This is a genomic window from Algoriphagus resistens, from assembly GCF_001442615.1.
Classification (GTDB): domain Bacteria; phylum Bacteroidota; class Bacteroidia; order Cytophagales; family Cyclobacteriaceae; genus Algoriphagus; species Algoriphagus resistens.
The window spans coordinates 46,270-64,340 of record NZ_LMXN01000019.1 but is presented as its reverse complement, the minus strand read 5'-3'; the positions used below and the strand labels follow the sequence as shown (position 1 = coordinate 64,340).

General features: G+C 44.0%; 21 protein-coding genes and 1 pseudogene. 18 read left to right on the top strand and 4 right to left on the bottom strand.

Annotated features, from left to right (window positions below):
- Positions 1-77 precede the first annotated feature (77 nt).
- From AS141_RS23725 to AS141_RS23660, 14 genes are all read left to right on the top strand, one after another.
- A complete protein-coding gene (locus AS141_RS23725; protein ID WP_057940200.1) occupies positions 78-491 on the top strand; it encodes a hypothetical protein in 414 nt (137 codons plus the stop codon).
- Between the two features lie 58 nt (positions 492-549).
- A complete protein-coding gene (locus AS141_RS23720; RefSeq protein WP_262480998.1) occupies positions 550-822 on the top strand; it encodes a DUF4134 domain-containing protein in 273 nt (90 codons plus the stop codon).
- A 13-nt stretch (positions 823-835) separates the two neighbouring features.
- Positions 836-1,306 carry a hypothetical protein gene (locus tag AS141_RS23715; RefSeq protein ID WP_057940199.1) on the top strand — a complete coding sequence of 157 codons (471 nt, stop codon included), beginning with the start codon at positions 836-838 and terminating at the stop codon, positions 1,304-1,306.
- Between the two features lie 77 nt (positions 1,307-1,383).
- Positions 1,384-1,701 (top strand): DUF4133 domain-containing protein, encoded by a 318-nt coding sequence (locus AS141_RS23710; RefSeq protein WP_057940198.1) that lies wholly within the window; start codon positions 1,384-1,386, stop codon positions 1,699-1,701.
- A 2-nt stretch (positions 1,702-1,703) separates the two neighbouring features.
- The gene (locus tag AS141_RS23705; protein WP_057940197.1) at positions 1,704-4,145 is read left to right on the top strand and encodes a TraG family conjugative transposon ATPase; all 2,442 of its coding nucleotides are present in this window, start codon (positions 1,704-1,706) and stop codon (positions 4,143-4,145) included.
- Complete coding sequence (locus AS141_RS23700; protein ID WP_057940196.1) at positions 4,142-4,837, top strand: hypothetical protein; 696 nt, start codon at positions 4,142-4,144, stop codon at positions 4,835-4,837. Before AS141_RS23705 ends, AS141_RS23700 begins: the two co-directional genes overlap by 4 nt.
- Positions 4,827-5,492 (top strand): hypothetical protein, encoded by a 666-nt coding sequence (locus AS141_RS23695; protein WP_057940195.1) that lies wholly within the window; start codon positions 4,827-4,829, stop codon positions 5,490-5,492. Before AS141_RS23700 ends, AS141_RS23695 begins: the two co-directional genes overlap by 11 nt.
- On the top strand, positions 5,479-6,129 hold the full coding sequence (locus AS141_RS23690) for a TerB family tellurite resistance protein (RefSeq protein WP_198293601.1): 651 nt from the start codon (positions 5,479-5,481) through the stop codon (positions 6,127-6,129). Before AS141_RS23695 ends, AS141_RS23690 begins: the two co-directional genes overlap by 14 nt.
- A gap of 88 nt (positions 6,130-6,217) precedes the next feature.
- Positions 6,218-7,201, top strand: coding sequence for a conjugative transposon protein TraJ (gene traJ, locus AS141_RS23685; RefSeq protein WP_082632412.1), 984 nt, complete (start codon positions 6,218-6,220; stop codon positions 7,199-7,201).
- A 6-nt stretch (positions 7,202-7,207) separates the two neighbouring features.
- Positions 7,208-7,825, top strand: coding sequence for a conjugative transposon protein TraK (traK, locus tag AS141_RS23680; protein WP_057940194.1), 618 nt, complete (start codon positions 7,208-7,210; stop codon positions 7,823-7,825).
- Positions 7,822-8,097: a hypothetical protein gene (locus AS141_RS23675; RefSeq protein ID WP_057940193.1), complete on the top strand. Its 276-nt coding sequence runs from the start codon at positions 7,822-7,824 to the stop codon at positions 8,095-8,097. The genes traK and AS141_RS23675 overlap by 4 nt, the downstream gene beginning before the upstream one ends.
- Before the next feature lies 1 nt (position 8,098).
- Positions 8,099-9,337, top strand: a complete 1,239-nt coding sequence (gene traM, locus AS141_RS23670; RefSeq protein WP_082632411.1) for a conjugative transposon protein TraM — start codon at positions 8,099-8,101, stop codon at positions 9,335-9,337.
- A 21-nt stretch (positions 9,338-9,358) separates the two neighbouring features.
- Complete coding sequence (locus AS141_RS23665; protein WP_057940191.1) at positions 9,359-10,198, top strand: DUF4138 domain-containing protein; 840 nt, start codon at positions 9,359-9,361, stop codon at positions 10,196-10,198.
- 7 nt (positions 10,199-10,205) lie between these two features.
- Positions 10,206-10,934, top strand: coding sequence for a hypothetical protein (locus AS141_RS23660; protein WP_057940190.1), 729 nt, complete (start codon positions 10,206-10,208; stop codon positions 10,932-10,934).
- A 370-nt stretch (positions 10,935-11,304) separates the two neighbouring features.
- On the opposite strand, the gene AS141_RS23655 is transcribed toward AS141_RS23660, so the two are convergent.
- From AS141_RS23655 to AS141_RS23640, 4 genes are all read right to left on the bottom strand, one after another.
- Positions 11,305-11,976, bottom strand: coding sequence for a DNA alkylation repair protein (locus AS141_RS23655; protein WP_057940189.1), 672 nt, complete (start codon positions 11,974-11,976; stop codon positions 11,305-11,307).
- Between the two features lie 66 nt (positions 11,977-12,042).
- The gene (locus AS141_RS23650; RefSeq protein WP_057940188.1) at positions 12,043-12,468 is read right to left on the bottom strand and encodes a VOC family protein; all 426 of its coding nucleotides are present in this window, start codon (positions 12,466-12,468) and stop codon (positions 12,043-12,045) included.
- 95 nt (positions 12,469-12,563) lie between these two features.
- Positions 12,564-13,334 (bottom strand): helix-turn-helix domain-containing protein, encoded by a 771-nt coding sequence (locus tag AS141_RS23645; protein ID WP_057940187.1) that lies wholly within the window; start codon positions 13,332-13,334, stop codon positions 12,564-12,566.
- 561 nt (positions 13,335-13,895) lie between these two features.
- Positions 13,896-14,636 carry a hypothetical protein gene (locus tag AS141_RS23640; protein WP_157243565.1) on the bottom strand — a complete coding sequence of 247 codons (741 nt, stop codon included), beginning with the start codon at positions 14,634-14,636 and terminating at the stop codon, positions 13,896-13,898.
- 410 nt (positions 14,637-15,046) lie between these two features.
- On the opposite strand from AS141_RS23640, the pseudogene AS141_RS23635 reads away from it, so the two are divergent.
- The 4 genes and pseudogenes from AS141_RS23635 to AS141_RS23620 form a co-directional block, all read left to right on the top strand.
- Positions 15,047-15,298 (top strand): annotated as a pseudogene (locus tag AS141_RS23635) (RteC domain-containing protein); the annotation flags it as partial.
- 215 nt (positions 15,299-15,513) lie between these two features.
- Positions 15,514-15,726: a type II toxin-antitoxin system Y4mF family antitoxin gene (locus AS141_RS23630; RefSeq protein ID WP_057940184.1), complete on the top strand. Its 213-nt coding sequence runs from the start codon at positions 15,514-15,516 to the stop codon at positions 15,724-15,726.
- On the top strand, positions 15,723-16,058 hold the full coding sequence (locus AS141_RS23625) for a HipA N-terminal domain-containing protein (RefSeq protein WP_057940183.1): 336 nt from the start codon (positions 15,723-15,725) through the stop codon (positions 16,056-16,058). Before AS141_RS23630 ends, AS141_RS23625 begins: the two co-directional genes overlap by 4 nt.
- Positions 16,048-16,986, top strand: a complete 939-nt coding sequence (locus tag AS141_RS23620; protein WP_057940182.1) for a HipA domain-containing protein — start codon at positions 16,048-16,050, stop codon at positions 16,984-16,986. Before AS141_RS23625 ends, AS141_RS23620 begins: the two co-directional genes overlap by 11 nt.
- Positions 16,987-18,071: the final 1,085 nt, after the last annotated feature.

Sequence of the window (18,071 nt, the reverse complement as noted above, 5' to 3'; positions counted from 1 at the left end):
TTTATCCCCCTTCGGGATTCAGTGTGATCATTTTTTCTGATTCCGTCGCAGGTTTGTAGCAACAAAATCAAACAGATATGCTGGAAAATGTTTCATGGGGAGTCTTCCTTAAACTGCTTGGATTTGGTCTGGCCTGCTATTATGGGGTTGTGGTTATCCGCTACTTCCGATCTGATGTTTCCGGTTTTCTGCTAAACCGAAAAAGAGCGGGACGGGCAGATATGCTTGGCAAGAACACGAATGAAAGGAACTCTTCCATGGATAATTTGTCGACATTGCTGGCTGAGATAGACCCTGAACTCATGGCCAATGCAGGGACAAAAGCCGAATTGATCCAACTCCTTCGGCAAAAAACAGGGCGTTATGGATTACCTGATTCCAATGCGGCACGCAAAATACTGTTGAACCATCTGCTGCTTGCCGCCAAGGCCGGACAGGTAGACCTTAAAAAAGAGGATCTGCTTGCCCTATTTAACACCTTGCCTAACTGATCATTCAAACTGACTAAACTAACATTCAATGAAAAGGACTACTAAATGGATTAGTGCTATGTACCTCTTGCTACTCGCAGGAGTGGTGAAAGCCCAGGACGGAAATGCGGGCATCAATGAGGCCACCCAGCAGGTACGGGGATACTTTCAGTCGGGTACTGGGTTGATGTATGCAATAGGTGCCATTGTTGGACTCATCGGCGCAGTCAAGGTTTTCAACAAATGGAACAACGGGGAACCGGATACCGGAAAAGTCGCTGCCGCATGGTTTGGTTCCTGTGTGTTCCTGGTCGTTGTAGCCACTGTCCTTCAGAGTTTCTTTGGCGTCTGAAAATATTCAGGATATGGACCTGCTCAAACAGCGAAAAATCGGGATACTTCCGCAGATTGATATTGCTGGCCATCGCTACACCATTGATATCCGGCTCAATGAGCTCAGGAATAGTGATTTCCCCCATAAAAAGTTGGGTCTGGATGAAATGGCACCCACACCGAATGGTCAGCATTACCTGTTTTTCTATGACCGTGAAAACAGATCTATTCTACATGTTTCTCCTGATCTGCTCAAGATTCCTGAACATACGGTCTTGGTGGCAATACCGGATGAACTGGGACTGGATCCGGTAGGGGTGGCCAGAAAGTACGGACTGGGGGACGAGTATTTTCTCAAAATGTACCCGTATGGGAAAGGACTCAAGGCAAAGGTTATCCCACTGGACAAATCAGGACTGCCGGAATATGTGGCAACCAATCAAAAACAACATCGGCAAGACCTGCAGGATCAGCAGAAAAAACAGCTGCGGAAACCCCGATAGCTGCCTAGAGCGCGCTGGTGTATAGCTTGGAGCCTACCGATTATCTATCCCTATTCTCAACCTTATTAATCTATAACATGATCAAGTACAGTATCAATAGAGGTATCAACAAGCCCATGGAATTTAAGGGGCTGAAAGCGCAGTATATCGGATATCTGGCGGCTGGGTTGGGGCTTACACTGATTGCATTCGCAATCGGCTATGTCATGGGGATGTCCATGTATAGCTGTCTTGGGGTGGCGGTGGTACTGGGCATCGCCGATTTTATTGTCGTGTTCCATCTGAGTGCTACCTATGGTGAGCATGGTCTGATGAAGAAAATGGCCCAAAAGCAGGTGCCTGGGTGTGTGATAATCAGAAGCAGAAAAATCTTCTATAACCTGATAAAAAGCTGATCATGGAACTTGAGCAACTATTTCCACTATACAAAGTGGAGCATGGGCTGATCCTTTCCCGGGTGGGGGATATGACCGCAGCCTTTGAAGTGGGATTGCCTGAACTGTTTTCACTTAGTTCTGCGGGATTTGAGGCTGTCCACCATGCATGGAACAAGGCGGCAGGGGTGTTAGGGGGAAATACCGTACTGCACAAACAGGATTGGTTTGTTGCCGGCTCTTATCAGGCGAGATTTGAAGGACAGGATCATTCCTTCCATTCACTTTCCAGTGAGCGTTTCTTTGCGGAACGGCCGCATCTTAACCACCGCTGTTTACTGTATATCACCAAAAGACCCAGGGGAAGCAAGCTGGGGAATTCGGCTGTTTCCAATTTGCTGAGAAAAACACTCGTTCCGATAGAAATCCTGGAAGGCACTGCAATGGAAGAGTTCCAGAATGTCCTCGGCCAGCTTGCCCAGATTCTTGGGGACGCCGGGATTGGATTGAAGCGGTTGAATGGGGAACAACTGGCGGGAACTTCGTTAAAGCCAGGTATTTTGGAGGAATACCTGAATCTTGGTGAGGTGGGTATGCTTCAGGATATCCAGTTTAAACCGGAGTGGAAAATAGGAAGCAGGTATGTACAGCTCTATAGTCTGGGGGAGGTGGAGAATCTGCCTTCCACGGTCAGTCCCCATAGAAGTTATGAACCTTACGGGACCGATCAGAGCGAATTTCCAATCGGTTTTGCCACGCCTGTCTGTACCCTGCTTCCCTGTAATCATATCTATAACCAGTTCCTGTTTGTTGAAGATCACCAAAAGAAGTTAAAAGAGCTGGAATCCAAGAGGCAGCGGCTGGAGTCTCTGGCCAACTATTCCAGGGAGAATGCCATTGCACGGGATGCTACAGCCGAATTTCTAAACGAGGCTATTTCCACAGGGAGAAAGGCGGTTAAGGCACATTTTAATGTGATGTGCTGGACAGATAGATCCGAAGAGGTAGGGATGCTGCGAAACCTGGCAGCAGGTGCGCTGGCCAAAATGAATGTGGTGCCCAAACAGGAAACCGTTGGTGCCCCGCAGATTTTCTGGGCAGGCCTTCCGGGAAATGAAGCTGCTTTTCCGGTGAATGAAACCTTCGATACGTTTATCGGGCAGGCGACCTGCTTTTTTAATCTGGAGACCCATTACAGGACTTCCCGCAGTCCGGTTGGGATACGTTTGGGAGACAGGATCACAGGGTATCCTGTCCATGTGGATATTTCCGATGAGCCGATGAAACAGGGCTTGATCACCAACCGGAACAAATTTGTTTTGGGACCGTCGGGCTCAGGGAAATCTTTTCTGACCAACCACCTGATGCGGTCATACTATGAACAGGGTACACATGTGGTATTGGTCGATGTGGGTCATTCCTACCATGGACTCTGTGAGCTGGTCGGGGGATATTATTTTACCTACGAACAGGACAATCCGATCCGCTTCAATCCCTTTCATGTGGAAGGAAGAAAACGGCCGGAAACCGAAAAGAAGGAAAGTCTGAAAACCCTGCTCATCGCGTTGTGGAAAAAAGAGGATGAGGTATTCAGGCGCTCAGAGTATGTGGCAATTTCCAATGCGCTGTCCGGGTATTATGGGATGTTGGAAAGGGAGCCGGAGATCTTCCCCTGCTTCGACACCTTTTATGATTTTCTGAACAATGAATTTAGGGATGTTTTAAAGCGGGATGGAGTAAGGGAGCATGACTTCGATGTGGACAATTTTATGTATGTGCTCCGTCCCTATTACCGGGGAGGGGAGTTTGACTACCTGCTGAATGCCCGGGAAAATCTTGATTTGTTGCAGCAGCGGTTCATCGTTTTTGAGCTGGATAACATCAAGGACCATCCCATTCTGTTTCCGGTGGTGACCCTGATGATCATGGAGATATTTATTTCCAAAATGCGGAAACTGAAGGGTATCCGAAAGATCATCCTGATTGAGGAGGCCTGGAAAGCCATAGCTAAAGAAGGGATGGCAGAGTACATCAAATACCTCTTTAAGACGGTACGGAAATTCTTCGGGGAGGCCATCGTGGTGACCCAGGAAGTGGAGGACATCATCTCGAGCCCGATCATCAAAAATGCGATCATCAACAACGCGGATGTCAAGATCCTGTTGGATCAGAGTAAGTACCAAAACAAGTTTAAAGACATACAGGAGTTGTTGGGACTGACCGATCAGGAGAAGGCAATTATTCTATCGATGAACAAAGCCAAAGAGCAGGGCAGGAATTACAAGGAGGTGTATATCAGTACCTACAAGAAGGTATACCGGGTAGAAGTGAGCCGGGAAGAGTACCTCACTTATACGACCGAGGAGCGGGAGAAAATGAAGGTGGAGGAATACACCCTAAAATATGGGAACCGGAAAAAGGCCATTCAGATCCTGGCTGAAGAACTCAACAACCAGAAGTCATGAACATCAGAAAAAGAATTATTGCTATGAGTATTCCGCTGGCTGTTGGATTTACGGTATTGCCCAGCCAAAATGCCACTGCAGTACCAATTAATGTAATTATTGAGGTAATCAAGGCAGCAGTGAAGAAAGTCATCCAGGCTATTGATCTAAAAATCCAGCGCTTGCAGAACCAGACCATCTGGCTTCAGAATGCACAGAAGGTGTTGGAGAATAAACTGAGCAAACTCAAGCTTCAGGAGATCTCGGATTGGACTGAAAAACAGCGGAAGCAATACGACGAGCTCTTTGAGGAACTCTGGAAGGTCAAGAGTCTTATCTCCCAGTTTCAAAGGGTGCGGGATATTGCCGCTATGCAAAAACAGCTGGTCAGGGAATACCAGAATACCTGGGGGCTGATCAACAGTTCTGCTGTATTGGCATGGGAGGAAAAGAAGGTGATCAGTGGGGTCTATCAACAAATCCTTGAGGAGTCGCTGCAGAATCTCAGCCATCTGACTGGGGTGATGACATCATTTACCACCCAGATGAATGATGCAGACCGATTGGCTTCCCTTCATCTGGCGGAGGACAGAATCCGCAAAAATCTGGGGGATTTAAGATCGGTTAATTCCCGGAATATGCGCCTGATCCATTCCCGTGAATTACTGCCGTTCAACAACCTAAAACAGAACTATGATTTGGATGGACAGTAACAATTCCCGGAGAGTAAGCAGGGTAATTCTCCTGCTGGCAATGATGTGTTTTGGGCTATGTGTAACCGCACAGACCCTGGCGGAGTGGACCAGGCAGAAAAAGCTGCAGACCAGCTACAAACTCAATCAGATAGTTGCACTCTCTGCCTATTTGGAGGTGGCAAAAAAAGGATATGAGGTAGCTAGGGTAGGATGGAGTCTGGTCGGAGACATTCAGGACGGTGAATTCTCACTTCACTCAAATTACTTCGGATCCCTGGCAGCTGTCCATCCCGTAGTCCGGGATTATCCGGTTGCGGTGGAAATACTGAACCTGTATAGACAGATTAACAGGGAGGTGGATTGGATGGATTATTATTTGGTTGATCAGGCGATGCTGGAAGAGCGGGAGATTTTGGCTGTCAACAGATTCAATTGGAAAATTGAAGAGGAGTCCGGTTTTGTCATGGATGAGCTCAGGGAAGTAATGACTTCGGATAGCTATGAAATGGATGATGGGGAGCGGCTGGCTGCCATAGATGGATTGTATGTCGGGATCCAGCAGCTTTTTCAAGCCTTGAAGGCCTACAATGGGCGAATCCGATCATTGGAAATGCACAGGAAAAGCAAAGAAATCCAACAGCAACAGGTTAACAGTTTCTATGATGTTAGGTAAAATCAAACAACTCATTTGGCAGGGGATGCTTTTGCTTGTCTTGTTGCAACCCACTCTTGGGAAAAGCCAGGCTCATGAAGCCACACAGCTTATTCTGAATTACGAGAAGCTCATCCAGATGAAAAAAATACTCGACAACATGTATAAAGGCTATACCATATTGGACAAGGGGTATAATACAGTCAAAGGAATAGCCGAAGGAAATTTCAAGCTCCACGAGGCATTTTTGAATGAACTCCTTACCGTGAGTCCTGAAGTCAGAAAATATTATCGGGTAGCAGAAATCATCCAATACCAGCAGCGGATTCTAAGCGAATATAAATCCACTTATACCAAGGTTACCGATGGGGATTCTTTTTCTGCTGCGGAGCTCGCATTTCTGGTGGAAATGTATGAAGGACTGTTTAAAGCTTCCCTGCGTAACCTTGATGAGCTGGTACTGATTCTCACGGCAGGGGAGTTGCGCATGTCGGATTTCGAACGATTGGAAGCCATTGATCGCCTGCATGGGGAAATGTCTGGTCTGTTGGTCTCTCTACGGGAAATAAACAGTGAGATTAACTCACTTGGTAATCAACGAAATAGAGTGAGGAATGAACGTAAGTCCATTCTGGAATTAAACGGAATAAATCCATGAAATCGAGCATGACCCAAAGTGACACACATTGGTGTGATTATTCATCGTGCGAGATTCCATATGACCTCTGAAAAACAATTATAAACAGATGAGAACACAAGCCATTTTGCTAGTGGGAATTGGATTCCTACTCACCCAATCTGCCCATGCACAGACTATTTCAGGGGAGGTGGAAGGGCTGCATGAGGTATTGGATCAGCTCTACGATGAAATGATTCCGCTGGCCAATGGGCTGATCACCGTGGCAAGAGCGTTGGCGGGATTTGCAGCCATCTGGTATATCAGCATGCGAGTGTGGGGTCATATCGCACGCTCGGAACCTATTGATATGTATCCATTGCTTCGCCCTTTTGCAATAGGTTTGGCAATTATGCTTTTTCCGCAGGTGCTTGCCGTGATCAACGGGACCATGTCCCCGATTATCCGTGCTACCTCTGAAATGGTGGAAGGCAGTAACCTGGCCATTGCAAGGCATATAGAAGAAATGGAAACTGAGGAACCGGAGCCTTACATGAATTACCTCAATGAAAGTGCAGCCCAACACCATCCGGAAAATATAAAGGAGGTGGGTTTGTGGGAGCGGATGACCAATGAGCTTTTTGTGTTTAGTCTGAAAGCTATTATCAGCAAGCTGATTTCAGAGTTTTTGCAGATGCTGTTTTTTGCCGCTGCCCTCTGTATTAACACCGTCCGCACCTTTCAGCTGATTGTGCTTTCCATTCTTGGTCCGCTCGTCTTTGGTCTGTCTGTCTTTGACGGTTTCCAGCATACAATGACGGCCTGGTTTGCGCGCTACATCCATGTCTCTATGTGGCTTCCGGTTGCCAATATCTTTGGTGCCATCATCGCAAAAATCCAACTCAATATGATGGTACTGGATGGGGATTTTACTTCTTCGGTAGGCTACCTGGTCTTCATGGTCATTGCTATTATCGGTTATATGACGGTGCCCAATGTGGCGGGATTTATTGTACAGCCCGGAGGTCGGGATGGGCTTCTCAATAATGCCACAGGGGCAGCCAAGTCCGGTGCGTTGGGTGGAACCCGGGTTATTCAACAAGTCATCAAATAAGATCCTATGTTTCAAAATCTCAAAAATCTGGATACTGCTTTCCGCCATGTCAAATACCTATCCTTTGCAGTTACCCTGGGTTCACTGTGCCTGTCAGGATACCTGGGAATGAAGGCAATACAGGCAACCCAGGCAGCACAGGAGCGGATCTATATCCTGGCTGAAGGGAAAGCGCTGGAAGCTTTTTCGGCTACTAAAAAAGAAAATATACCGGTAGAGGCAAGGGATCATGTGAGCATGTTCCATCATTATTTCTTCTCCCTGAGTCCGGACGAAAACTTCATCCGGGAGCAAGTGTCCAAGAGCCTGTATCTGGCGGATGGTTCTGCCAAGAAAGTCTATGACAACCTGCGGGAAAGGGGCTATTACACAGAAATCGTATCAGCCAATATGAATCAGACCGTGGAGACGGACAGTGTGAGCATCTCGATGGATTCTTATCCTTTTGATTTCAGGTTTTACGGAAAGCAAAAGATCATCCGGCCTACTTCGGTGGTGACCAGAAGTCTGATTACCAAAGGAAGGCTGCGGCACATTGACCGCACGGATCAGAATCCCCACGGATTTCTGATTGAAAACTGGGAAACCCTTTCCAACGAAACGATAACGGTGCAGAAACGATGAGAATACTGGGGATTACTGTTTCGGCTGCAATTCAGGAAAGTGCCTTTCCCAAAAAATATACTTCTCTGCTTTCCAATAAGGTCAACCGGCTCCCGGAGCAGGCAAAAAAGCAATTGATACTTGCTTTTATACTGCTTTCTATTGTGGTGCTAGGAGGTAGTTTGATGCTGGGAATATCCACAGAAACTACCGATTCCCTGCGTATCCCTGCTTGGGAACCTCCGCTGATTTATTACGACTCACTGCTCCACAAACCAATAACCAATCCATAACATGCAACAGCTAACTGAAAAACAGAAAAAAGAACGCAAATTTTTACTTGCTCTTCCCATCCTTACCCTCCCATTCCTTTGCCTTGCTTTCTGGGCCATGGGCGGAGGTACGGGTGAACCAGGTATAGGCGAACAGCAGAAAGGACTGAACATGACGCTACCCGAAGCCCAGGTTGAATCGCTCGCTCTGAACAAACTGGAATCCTATGAACAGGCGGAAAAAAGGGCTTCGCAGGTACGGGAGCAAAGGAGGATGGATCCATTTGCCGGTAGTTCAACAGAGAAAGAGGATACTTCACATCGTTCTACTGCACACACAGGACAGGAAAGTACACTTCAGGAAACGGAAAACGAGGTGCAGGAAAAATTGTTTACCCTGGAAAATCTACTCAACCAACCGGATATACAGCATGAACCTGTCGGGCAAGAAATTGTCACGCTTGAATCCGAAGCACCAGGGCAGGGGAGTGCTTCTGGCGATCCTGATCTGCAAAGGCTGGAAGCTATGATGGCATCTGTTATCGCCCCTGAAATGGAAGACCCTGAGATGGAGCGGATTGATTCCATGCTGGATAAATTACTTGATGTGCAGCATCCACAACGGGTTCATGAACGCATGTCACAGACAAATGAATGGGAAGGGGAAGCTGTTTTTTCTGTCAGTCTGGATCGGGATAATCCTCAAACGGAGTATTTTAAGGAATTTGCCTATCCGCAAAGGGAACGAAATGGGTTCTATTCACTGGATAGCGATAAGCAGCAATCCTTTGCTGCCATTCGGCCTGCTATTGCTGCACAGGTGACCAAAGATCAGGAAGTGGTAACGGGTGCTTCCATCGAAATGGAATTGACCCAGTCCATATTCATTGATGGGGTGGAATTTTTAGCAGGCACACCTGTAACCGGAGTCTGTACCCTTAACGGTGAACGACTGAATATTGAAGTCCGGCGTATCCGTTCGGGTAACCTGATCATTCCTGTTGATCTAAACGTGGTGGATCTGGATGCACTCCCCGGAATAAAGATTCCAAATGCCATCACCCGTGATGCAGTCAAGCAGGGAGCAGGTGATGGGATCCAGTCTATGAATATGATGGGGATGTCATCCTCCTGGGAGGCGCAGGCTTCCATGGCCGGGATGGAAACAGTAAAAGGTATCCTGTCCAAAAAAGCAAAATTGGTTAAAGTAACCGTCAAAGCAGGCCACCCGCTACTCTTGACGGATCTTTCTGGCAATTGATTATCCACTAAAAAACCATACATGATGAAAATTTCAATGCTATTGATAGCGTTTGCGCTATCCCGGATTTGCTGTGCCCAACTGGTTCATGAGGCACAGATGGAAACGTATCCGATTCAGATCGGATGGGACAAAACCACTGTGCTGGTTTTTCCTTATGAAGTGGTCAGTGCGGATTTTGGAAGTCCGGCGGTGCTGTCTGAAAAGGACAAAGCTGCTCCCAACGTGCTGAAGCTGAAAGCTGGAGTAAGACATTTTGATTCCACGAGTATGTATGTCATTACAACAGAAGGCAAACTTTATCCTTTTACGGTGGGCTTCACAGAATATCCGGATGCCAGACCTATTGATATGGGAAAGCAACAGGAAGTCGAATATGCCAAAGCCCTGTTGGAAGGATCGGGTATGAATGCGGCTGATATTTCTGCTGTGATCAATGAGCTGTCCCAGCGGACTCCCGATAAATTATTCTGGGGTAAAAAGAGGGGTATGATCAGGTTGGGACTGGGGGAACTAGTTGAGAAGGACGGGGTGCTCTTCCTTCAACTTGCAGTTGAAAATGAAAGCCGGGTGGACTATCTGCCAAAAAAATGGCTATTCACTGTCCAGGACAAAAAGAAGGCGAGGCGAACTGCAATCAGGGAATTGACCTTGGAGCCAATTTCTTTCAGTCCATTTCAAGGCGTTGGCGGTAAGTCCGCAGGGTTGGCTGTCTTTGCATTTCCCCGGTTTACCATCTCTGATGCAAAGGAACTTTCCATTCAGGTTTTTGAAAGCAATGGTGACCGCAATCCGGTCGTGACGCTTTCAGGGAAGAAACTGCTTCAGGTTCAACCCATTTTAATTTCTAACCAAAAATAACCCAATCATGACGATAAAGGAAAATATACAGGAACTGCAGGACCGGCTGAAATATTCAGGATTCGGGGAGACACTGAACAAAGAACTGGAAAAACAGATCAAGGCCAAGAAAAGCGATTTTGAACTGAACTTGACCAAGGATCTTGGGGTCAAAAAACTCGGGTACGGCTTACATTTTAGAAAGTCGGATGAGGGCAGGTATTATTATAATGGCTTTGATGCCAGATTAAGTACGCCTGAGGGAAAAGAAGTATTTCAGCGCTTTTATCAAAACCAGGGCATTACGGCCAAGGAGGCATTGAATCTGTTGGAAGGTAGGTCAGTCTTCAAGAGCCTTTTTACTAAGGAGGGAGAGCGGTATAATGCCTGGCTGCAACTGGATCTTGGGATTAGGGATGAAAAGGGGAACTACCCGGTAATCCAATATCACCAGAATTATGGGTATAAACTGGAGGATGCGGTGAAGGGATTTCCATTGAAAGACCTGAAATACCCTGAGAGGCTTGACCTGTTACTTTACAGCCTTAAGAAAGGAAACCGCCACGAAGTAGAAATTGAAGGGAATGATTCCAAGTTTCTGCTTGAGGCCAATCCAAGGTATAAAACATTGAATATTTATGATGGAGAGGGAAAACGCATGAAATACAATGTCATGAAAGCAGCCCAGGACCTGGTAGAAGCTGAAGCCAAAAAAAATCCCCAGGCGAAGAGCAGATCAAAGGGAGTGAAGGTGTAAGTTTAATCGTTTTATACTGTGTGATTTTTAATCCAGAGCCCGGCCAAACAGCCGGGTTTTTTGTGGGCTGGCTTTTTTTAAGACTTCAGGCATCACCTGCTGGAAAATGAAGTAAGGAGTGGTTCTTATTATTTCGGTACAAAGTTAGGCGTCCCGGTCGGGGCGGTCAGCAGACTTCGGCATAAAGCCGCTTGCTTCACTGCGCTATTTATTCCGATTCCTACTTCCTTGCTCCCGGCACACCTGTGTATGGCATCCTAAAAAAATTCAAACTTAAACGTAGTTATCATGGAAGCTGTAAATCAATCAATTAATCAACCACAAAAGCGTCAAACGAAGCACGAAATCCCGCTTGACGCAAACCTAGTTGTTAGCGGCTTGCATTTTTCTTGTCCGAATTTAAATATTTTTGTTTTGATGCTTTGTCCAATTTTTCTATTGCGTAACGAAGACATTTTCTATTCATTATGGATGCATATTTGTCAAGAAACTTTATTAAGTATGTCGTGTCTTTTTTACCTGCTTCCCTTATCCAACTGCCAACAGCCATTTGCACATATTCGTCTTCGTCTTGGACAAGTAGCTCTGCTATTTTAAATGTATCATGAGTTTCGTTCTGTCTGATGAAATAATAGGTGCTTACAATTGCAGTCCTACGTTCCATTGAAAACTTAGACTTTGCCAAAATGTAAAGTGGTTTTCTGTCTTTGTCATATAAATAGCCACCAACTACATAAGGTGCTGATCTGTCAACAAGTCCCCAATCATCAATCCATTTATGGTTTTCAATATAGGCATTGAATATTTCTGCTTTTTCTTGTTCTGTTATTTTTGTATTTCTTGCTTTCCAATCTAAAATAGAAACTGCACCCAACCTTTGATCGTAATCACTATTTCTCAATAGTTTAATTACTTCTTTTGTTGGCATATTTATATACTGCTTTGCTAAATCAAAAATTTGCTTTTTAGCAATAAGGGAGTTTCTGCTTTTTAAAACTTTTAGTTCGCCTATGAATTTTACACTGGTCATAATTACATTCATCTATCTTGCTTTCCATAGCAATATAAATAGTGTTGGCGAAAAAATTTTCGCCAACACTCTTGGGGATCAAGCATTTTCAAGTGCCTTTATGTCAAATTTTTTCATTCCCATATACACTTCCATTACTTTTTGTGATCTTGACGGGTCACTCAAAAGTTTTGGAAGAACTGTTGGAACAATTTGCCAAGAAACACCAAACTTGTCTTTCAACCAACCGCAATTACTTTCTTGTCCACCATCTTCGGTTAAACCGTTCCAAAGACGGTCAATTTCTTCTTGTGTTTCACAATCAACCACAAACGAAACGGCTTCGTTGAATTTGAAGTTTGGACCGCCATTCAGTCCCATAAACTTTTTACCATCCAATTCAAAGGTTACAACCATTTGATTGTCCGCTGTAATTTTTGAATTCTTAAAGATTGTGCAGTAGAACTTTGCGGCTGCTTGGGCTTGTCCGTCAAACCACAAGCAAGGATAAATTTTATTTGTCATTGCTTTGTTTTTTTATGTTAACCCTGAATTGAATTAACGATACAAAACTATTGTCGTTGGGTGCCCTAAAATAGAACGAAACCGACAAAATCAGTTTACTCATTTTTGCCCAATTTCAGATATTCCCTTGGTGTCATATTGGTAAACTCTTTAAATGCTCTAATGAAATGGCTTTGGTCTGCATAGTCATTTTTAAAGGCTATGTCTGAAAAAAGCTTGAACTGCTGCTGGTTGAGTTGTTGAAAGGCAGAATTAAATTGTGCAATGCGTCTGTATTGATTAGGTGAAATCCCAACTTTATCTTCAAACATTCTTTGGAATGTTCGTTCTGTTACAAAGAGTGCGTCTTGGGCTTTTTTCAGAATTTCTTTTGATGGATTTTCAGCAATTAGTTTGGTCGCATACTTTATCAGTTTGTTGTCTGTCTGAATTTTTGTTATCAAATTGAATATGAAGGTATCCAAAATACCAACCATTTCGTCAACAGTATTGGCGTTAAGAAGTTCTTCTTGTAGAAAGGTGGCGTTTTGTGAATGAATAAGATTTAGGTTTATTGGATTGTCGGTAAGCTCCTGTGCAGAAAAACCGAATAGCGATGTCAAAGCAAAGGGCTTAAAGAAAAATGCAATGAGAGTGAAGTTTTCTGCAAAGGTTATTTGCTCTGGAAGAATTGTCTGCCCGAAAACTGTCAGATAATTGGAATTACTTTTAATTGTTCCTTTGGTCGTTTGAAAAAGCAAGGTGGGTTTACCGTTTGCAAAAAGTGGAAGGGAAAATGACGTCTTTACATCGTTGTTCTTCACAACAAGAATACTGTCCACGAAGTCAGCAATCTTTTCTGTTGGTATGTAATGGTTTCCTGTCATTACGCTGTGTCTGTCTATGCTTGCCGCTAACACCTGTGGTTACAACACTCCGGCTACCCTATTGCATCTATTTCGCCATTGTCCATAGGTCTTCGGGGTTCTGCTGTGACTAAATTAAGAATTTCGTCGATCCCTCCAAGCGGGCTTTGAATATTTTTATTTAAAATAAAAAGACCACCTGCAGTGACAGAGAATAAAATGACAGGAAACCAGCGCTCAGGCTGGCTCTTTAGCTAAAAATGTCCACAGGACATTTTCTTAACAGTCGATCCTAGGGAATTGCAGAGCTTGAGGGAGATTGGTAGTCGGACTGCTGTGGATAGTTATTTGGGATTATGGTTTTTCTCAAACTCGGTTCTGGTCTATGATTCACTTCAGAGCAAAGAATGCTAGGGGAATTTTAGTGTTCAAGTGAATCAGAACATATAAGAAACCTAATCAACTTTGCTTTACACGTAGTACGCTAGCCTAATAGTTACTCTTCAAGCAGTTAGAGCCTTTAAATCAAGGATACCCACCAGATTACGTTTCTAGTGGGCATTCTTGATGTAGCTCCTTAATTCAACGGCCTAACTTATGCTGATATGCTAAAGATATTATAGTTGTTGTCAAGGAGGTTGTGTGAAGGGCATTATAGTTTTCACCTTCAAATATTACTTCAGTAATATTCCGTCGGACTATGTCCTTTTTCATTGAAATGCGGGCTTCAAAATTTATTGAAAGGCTTGATACTTCATTTAAGCTATACTGAATATCACACCTAGGATTAAGTTGAAGGAAAATATGGCTTTCAATAGTCTGTGCTCCGCTGAAAGTCAGGTCATATAGAGGGACTGAAATAATGTTACCATCCGGATCTTTTATATCCTTTCGTCTTATCTGGAATGTTTTATCATTATCATAAACCTTATCCTTTAAAGGAGTATAAGCTATATTAATGCCTAGGTTTGGAATTATAGCTATCCGTGTATTCGGTATACTCAGATTGTAGCCAACCGAAGGAGAAATATCGAAATAATAAATAGGTGCAATATCATATCTCATATTCCCAAATTGAAACCCATTCCCAAATCTACTCACTCCAGCTTCCACTCCATAGATCAGGTTATTTGCAGATTTCCACGAAATGCCGACACCCAAGTTCCACCCATTTCTGTAGATTGTACGGAGGCCATCAAAATCCCCTTCATAGTCCCAGTAAATCTTAGGCAGACCAAACTTGACACTTAAATAATCTTGTCCTTCTGAGCGTAACGTGGTAGCTAAGAGAGAGAGGCCAAGTAAAAGAAGCTTTAATTTCATTTTGTTCAGGATTTCGCTATTCGGTGTCATTTTACAACCACTGGTAACACTTGTATTTATCGAACTCCCACTACTCAAATGCATCTATATCGCCAATATCCACAGGTCTTCTGGGGTCTCCTGTGACCAAATTAAGGATTTCGTCGATCCCATCAAGCGGGCTTTGAATATTTTTATTCGAAATCAAAAGCCTCACTACAGGAAAAAAGCATATTTGACTATGCTCCCGAATCAAACAGAGTTAAAGACTATGAAATGCTAGTCGAGGAAATTATCCCCAAACTAAACTGAGCACAAAATAGCAAAGAAGCTAAACGACCCAAGCAATGGAAATAACCTGTGTATATTACAAAGTGGTGCACTCCTGTTGCCATTTTTGATGCAAAAAGAAGAAGTTTCCAGTAAACCATGAATGGACAGATTCAAAATCCGGGTTGATCGAGTTGGCTTATGCACTGCATTCCAGAGGAGCGATAAACCACGGCAAGAGTGATGTGAAGGCAATCATCACGCTGATGGAGACATTGTTCAACATACAGGTCGGGAATTTCTACCGCACCTTTCAGAGCATGCGTGGCAGAAAGAAAAACAGGACCATTTTTCTGGACCGTCTCAAGGAAAGCCTGGTGAAGCGGATGGATGATACGGATATGGGATATTGATGAGCTTGAAACTCTGATAGTATGACGTTAGAGGATTTAGCAGTTTCTGAAACTTCAGTCATAAGGGGTGGAAGTGAGCGTTTTTGTGAATACTTGTAGCCTATTTAATGTTATTTCTATATGTTTTTAAATATAATATTCGATTTATTATTACTTTTATATGTAAATACATATATTCAATTATTGAATTGAGCGTTTATATCTAAAAACATATAATGAAACGATTGTCCCTTTTTGTCAAAGAGAGAAGAAAACAATTGGGTATGACCCAGGAAGAGTTTGCCGAGCGGAGCGGGGTGGCATTGACCGTAGTCAGGAAGATAGAGCAGGGCAAGACAAATATGAATCTGGATAAGGTGAATACTGTTTTGGGGATGTTTGGCCATGAGTTGGCTCCTGTAAACAACAAAGAATTGAATGGACTATGAGAAAGGCGACCATCTTTTATAAAAATAGAGTTGCCGGTTTTCTGACAGAGACTGAGGAAGGAGTGTATCACTTCCAATACACGGAAGAATACCGGGAAAATCACCCGCATGATTTTATCACCTTTACCATGCCTGTAAGAGAAGCTCCCTTTACCGACAAACGGTTGTTCCCTTTTTTTGAGGGCCTGATTCCTGAAGGATGGCTGTTGGATATAGCAAGTAAAAGCTGGAAGCTAAATCCAAATGACCGGATGGGCTTGCTTTTGGCATGTTGTCAGAACTGCATCGGTGCAGTACATGTAGAACCGGTTGTTGGAACAAATGAAACATAGGTGTCTATATTGCTATGAGCCCTTGGATGAAGGGAGAGACTTTCATGAAAAGTGCAGTCTTAAATTCTTTGGTGTAAAAGTAGCCCCAATCATTCCTTACTCATTAGACCAGATGGGTGAACTTGCCATGCAGGTAATAGAGTGTAGTGTTTCTGTTCCTGGCGTTCAGCCAAAATTACCCATGTCATTTTTGAAAGGAGTTGGAGAAAGTGCAGAGAACAGACTTACAGTGGTGGGAGCATTGGGAGGGAATTACATCTTTAAACCTCCTTCTTCAACCTTTCCTGAGTTACCGGCAAATGAACATCTGACTATGCGGATAGCGGAATTTTTCGGAATTCGGGTAGTGCCTTCTTCTCTGATCAAACTTTCTTCAGGTGAGCTTTCTTACATCACCAAACGGATTGATAGGGAGGTAAATGGGGATAAAATCCATATACTTGATATGTTTCAGATCACTGAGGCATTTGACAAATATAGAAGTTCAATGGAGCGGGTAGGGAAGGCATTGGCCATGCACTCTGACCAATCCGGTATAGATTTGCTTTTTTTGTTTGAAATCGCGGTGTTTTCCTTTTTGACTGGGAATAACGATATGCATCTCAAAAACTTTTCAATGGTCCAGTCTTCCGCAGGATGGGTTCTGGCACCTTCCTATGATTTATTGAATGTGAAAATTGTCAATCCCGAAGATCAGGAAGAGCTTGCTTTGACCATGGGAGGAAGAAAGAGGAAATTCTCAAAAACTGATTTTTGGGAGTTTGGAGCCGGCATGGGGTTGACAGATAAGCAGATTGCCCGGGTGTTCACACGTTTTGAAAAACAAAGGGGCAAAGCGATGGAATGGATTAAGCGTTCATTTCTTTCAATGGATATGCAAAATGCCTATTTAGTTTTACTCAATGAACGGTATGATAGACTCAAATAAGATTTCTTACCCTTAATATTCCACAGCCCACTTCCTTGTTCCGGCGGAACGGGGCTTCGGCAGAAAGAAAATCTGCCTCATCCCAACCAATCGTTACCTTACGTCCAAAATTTTTTGGGATAAGGCAGATTTGATCACCGGAATGGTACTTAGCCTGTCAGTAGTTTTTTAGCTTTAAGCTAGGATGGACTGACGCTGCCACCCAAAAAGTCCGCTGTTTCATTTTCTTATAAATGCTGTTTCAGCTCAGCGGATGCCCTTTTTTTGGCATTTCGTTTCTTTCTGACAGTTGGGATTCCCTCCGGTTTCTCATATTCTTTTTGAAGGGTTGAATAGCAGGCACTTCCTTTAGTTGCGAGAGATACTGTCACTTTTTTTTTACAGATGACTTTTATGAGCTCTTCTGTAAAATCATCGCCCAGTCCAAAGGAGGATAAGGGATTTGCATCCGGGTCTATCCTTTCTTCTTACTTTGATTTTTCTCTTTCTTCAAGTTCCAACTGGTGAAATGTCTGTACTGAAGAACAGGAACTCTATATTGAGGCTATGAGGCTGGATGGGGTAACACATCATGCCGAAATCCTAAGCTCTGATTTCCAGAGATAAGCCAAAATAGTAGATAGAGCAGCGATAGGCACAAGGATATTCTTAAAAGTATCAGCTGTGTACTAGGGAGGCGAGCGCAAGCGAACTATCGATGCAGCGTCGAAAGCTCATTAGATGATGTCGAAACCAAGGTCTTGGATTTACCTTGGGACAAACCGAAGGGAAACCTGATTACTGCTTCGGTGGCATCCGGCGTATAGGTGGCGTGAACCTAGTACAGGCATTTAAGCGAAACGTTAGAACGTTTCGTCCCGATGTTAAGAGAAACCTTCAAGTGGTTAACCCACAAGAGCAAAAGTACCGATGCGGAGCACGCGGGCGGAATATCCCGTAGTAGTGATGAAATCTCTGTAATGGAGATGGAGCAAAAGGGATGTATTATCCAGTTTTATCACAAAGAACTATGGTCACGCCACAGGAGGTACTGAAATGATCAAAACAAAACCATTTAGTATTTCAAAGGACGTCATTCAGAAGGC

Coding starts and splice junctions, on each gene's coding strand:
- AS141_RS23725 (WP_057940200.1), top strand. CDS start 78: ATGCTGGAAAATGTTTCATGGGGAGTCTTCCTTAAACTGCTTGGATTT.
- AS141_RS23720 (WP_262480998.1), top strand. CDS start 550: ATGTACCTCTTGCTACTCGCAGGAGTGGTGAAAGCCCAGGACGGAAAT.
- AS141_RS23715 (WP_057940199.1), top strand. CDS start 836: ATGGACCTGCTCAAACAGCGAAAAATCGGGATACTTCCGCAGATTGAT.
- AS141_RS23710 (WP_057940198.1), top strand. CDS start 1,384: ATGATCAAGTACAGTATCAATAGAGGTATCAACAAGCCCATGGAATTT.
- AS141_RS23705 (WP_057940197.1), top strand. CDS start 1,704: ATGGAACTTGAGCAACTATTTCCACTATACAAAGTGGAGCATGGGCTG.
- AS141_RS23700 (WP_057940196.1), top strand. CDS start 4,142: ATGAACATCAGAAAAAGAATTATTGCTATGAGTATTCCGCTGGCTGTT.
- AS141_RS23695 (WP_057940195.1), top strand. CDS start 4,827: ATGGACAGTAACAATTCCCGGAGAGTAAGCAGGGTAATTCTCCTGCTG.
- AS141_RS23690 (WP_198293601.1), top strand. CDS start 5,479: ATGATGTTAGGTAAAATCAAACAACTCATTTGGCAGGGGATGCTTTTG.
- traJ (WP_082632412.1), top strand. CDS start 6,218: ATGAGAACACAAGCCATTTTGCTAGTGGGAATTGGATTCCTACTCACC.
- traK (WP_057940194.1), top strand. CDS start 7,208: ATGTTTCAAAATCTCAAAAATCTGGATACTGCTTTCCGCCATGTCAAA.
- AS141_RS23675 (WP_057940193.1), top strand. CDS start 7,822: ATGAGAATACTGGGGATTACTGTTTCGGCTGCAATTCAGGAAAGTGCC.
- traM (WP_082632411.1), top strand. CDS start 8,099: ATGCAACAGCTAACTGAAAAACAGAAAAAAGAACGCAAATTTTTACTT.
- AS141_RS23665 (WP_057940191.1), top strand. CDS start 9,359: ATGATGAAAATTTCAATGCTATTGATAGCGTTTGCGCTATCCCGGATT.
- AS141_RS23660 (WP_057940190.1), top strand. CDS start 10,206: ATGACGATAAAGGAAAATATACAGGAACTGCAGGACCGGCTGAAATAT.
- AS141_RS23655 (WP_057940189.1), bottom strand. CDS start 11,976: ATGAATGTAATTATGACCAGTGTAAAATTCATAGGCGAACTAAAAGTT.
- AS141_RS23650 (WP_057940188.1), bottom strand. CDS start 12,468: ATGACAAATAAAATTTATCCTTGCTTGTGGTTTGACGGACAAGCCCAA.
- AS141_RS23645 (WP_057940187.1), bottom strand. CDS start 13,334: ATGACAGGAAACCATTACATACCAACAGAAAAGATTGCTGACTTCGTG.
- AS141_RS23640 (WP_157243565.1), bottom strand. CDS start 14,636: ATGAAATTAAAGCTTCTTTTACTTGGCCTCTCTCTCTTAGCTACCACG.
- AS141_RS23630 (WP_057940184.1), top strand. CDS start 15,514: ATGAAACGATTGTCCCTTTTTGTCAAAGAGAGAAGAAAACAATTGGGT.
- AS141_RS23625 (WP_057940183.1), top strand. CDS start 15,723: ATGAGAAAGGCGACCATCTTTTATAAAAATAGAGTTGCCGGTTTTCTG.
- AS141_RS23620 (WP_057940182.1), top strand. CDS start 16,048: ATGAAACATAGGTGTCTATATTGCTATGAGCCCTTGGATGAAGGGAGA.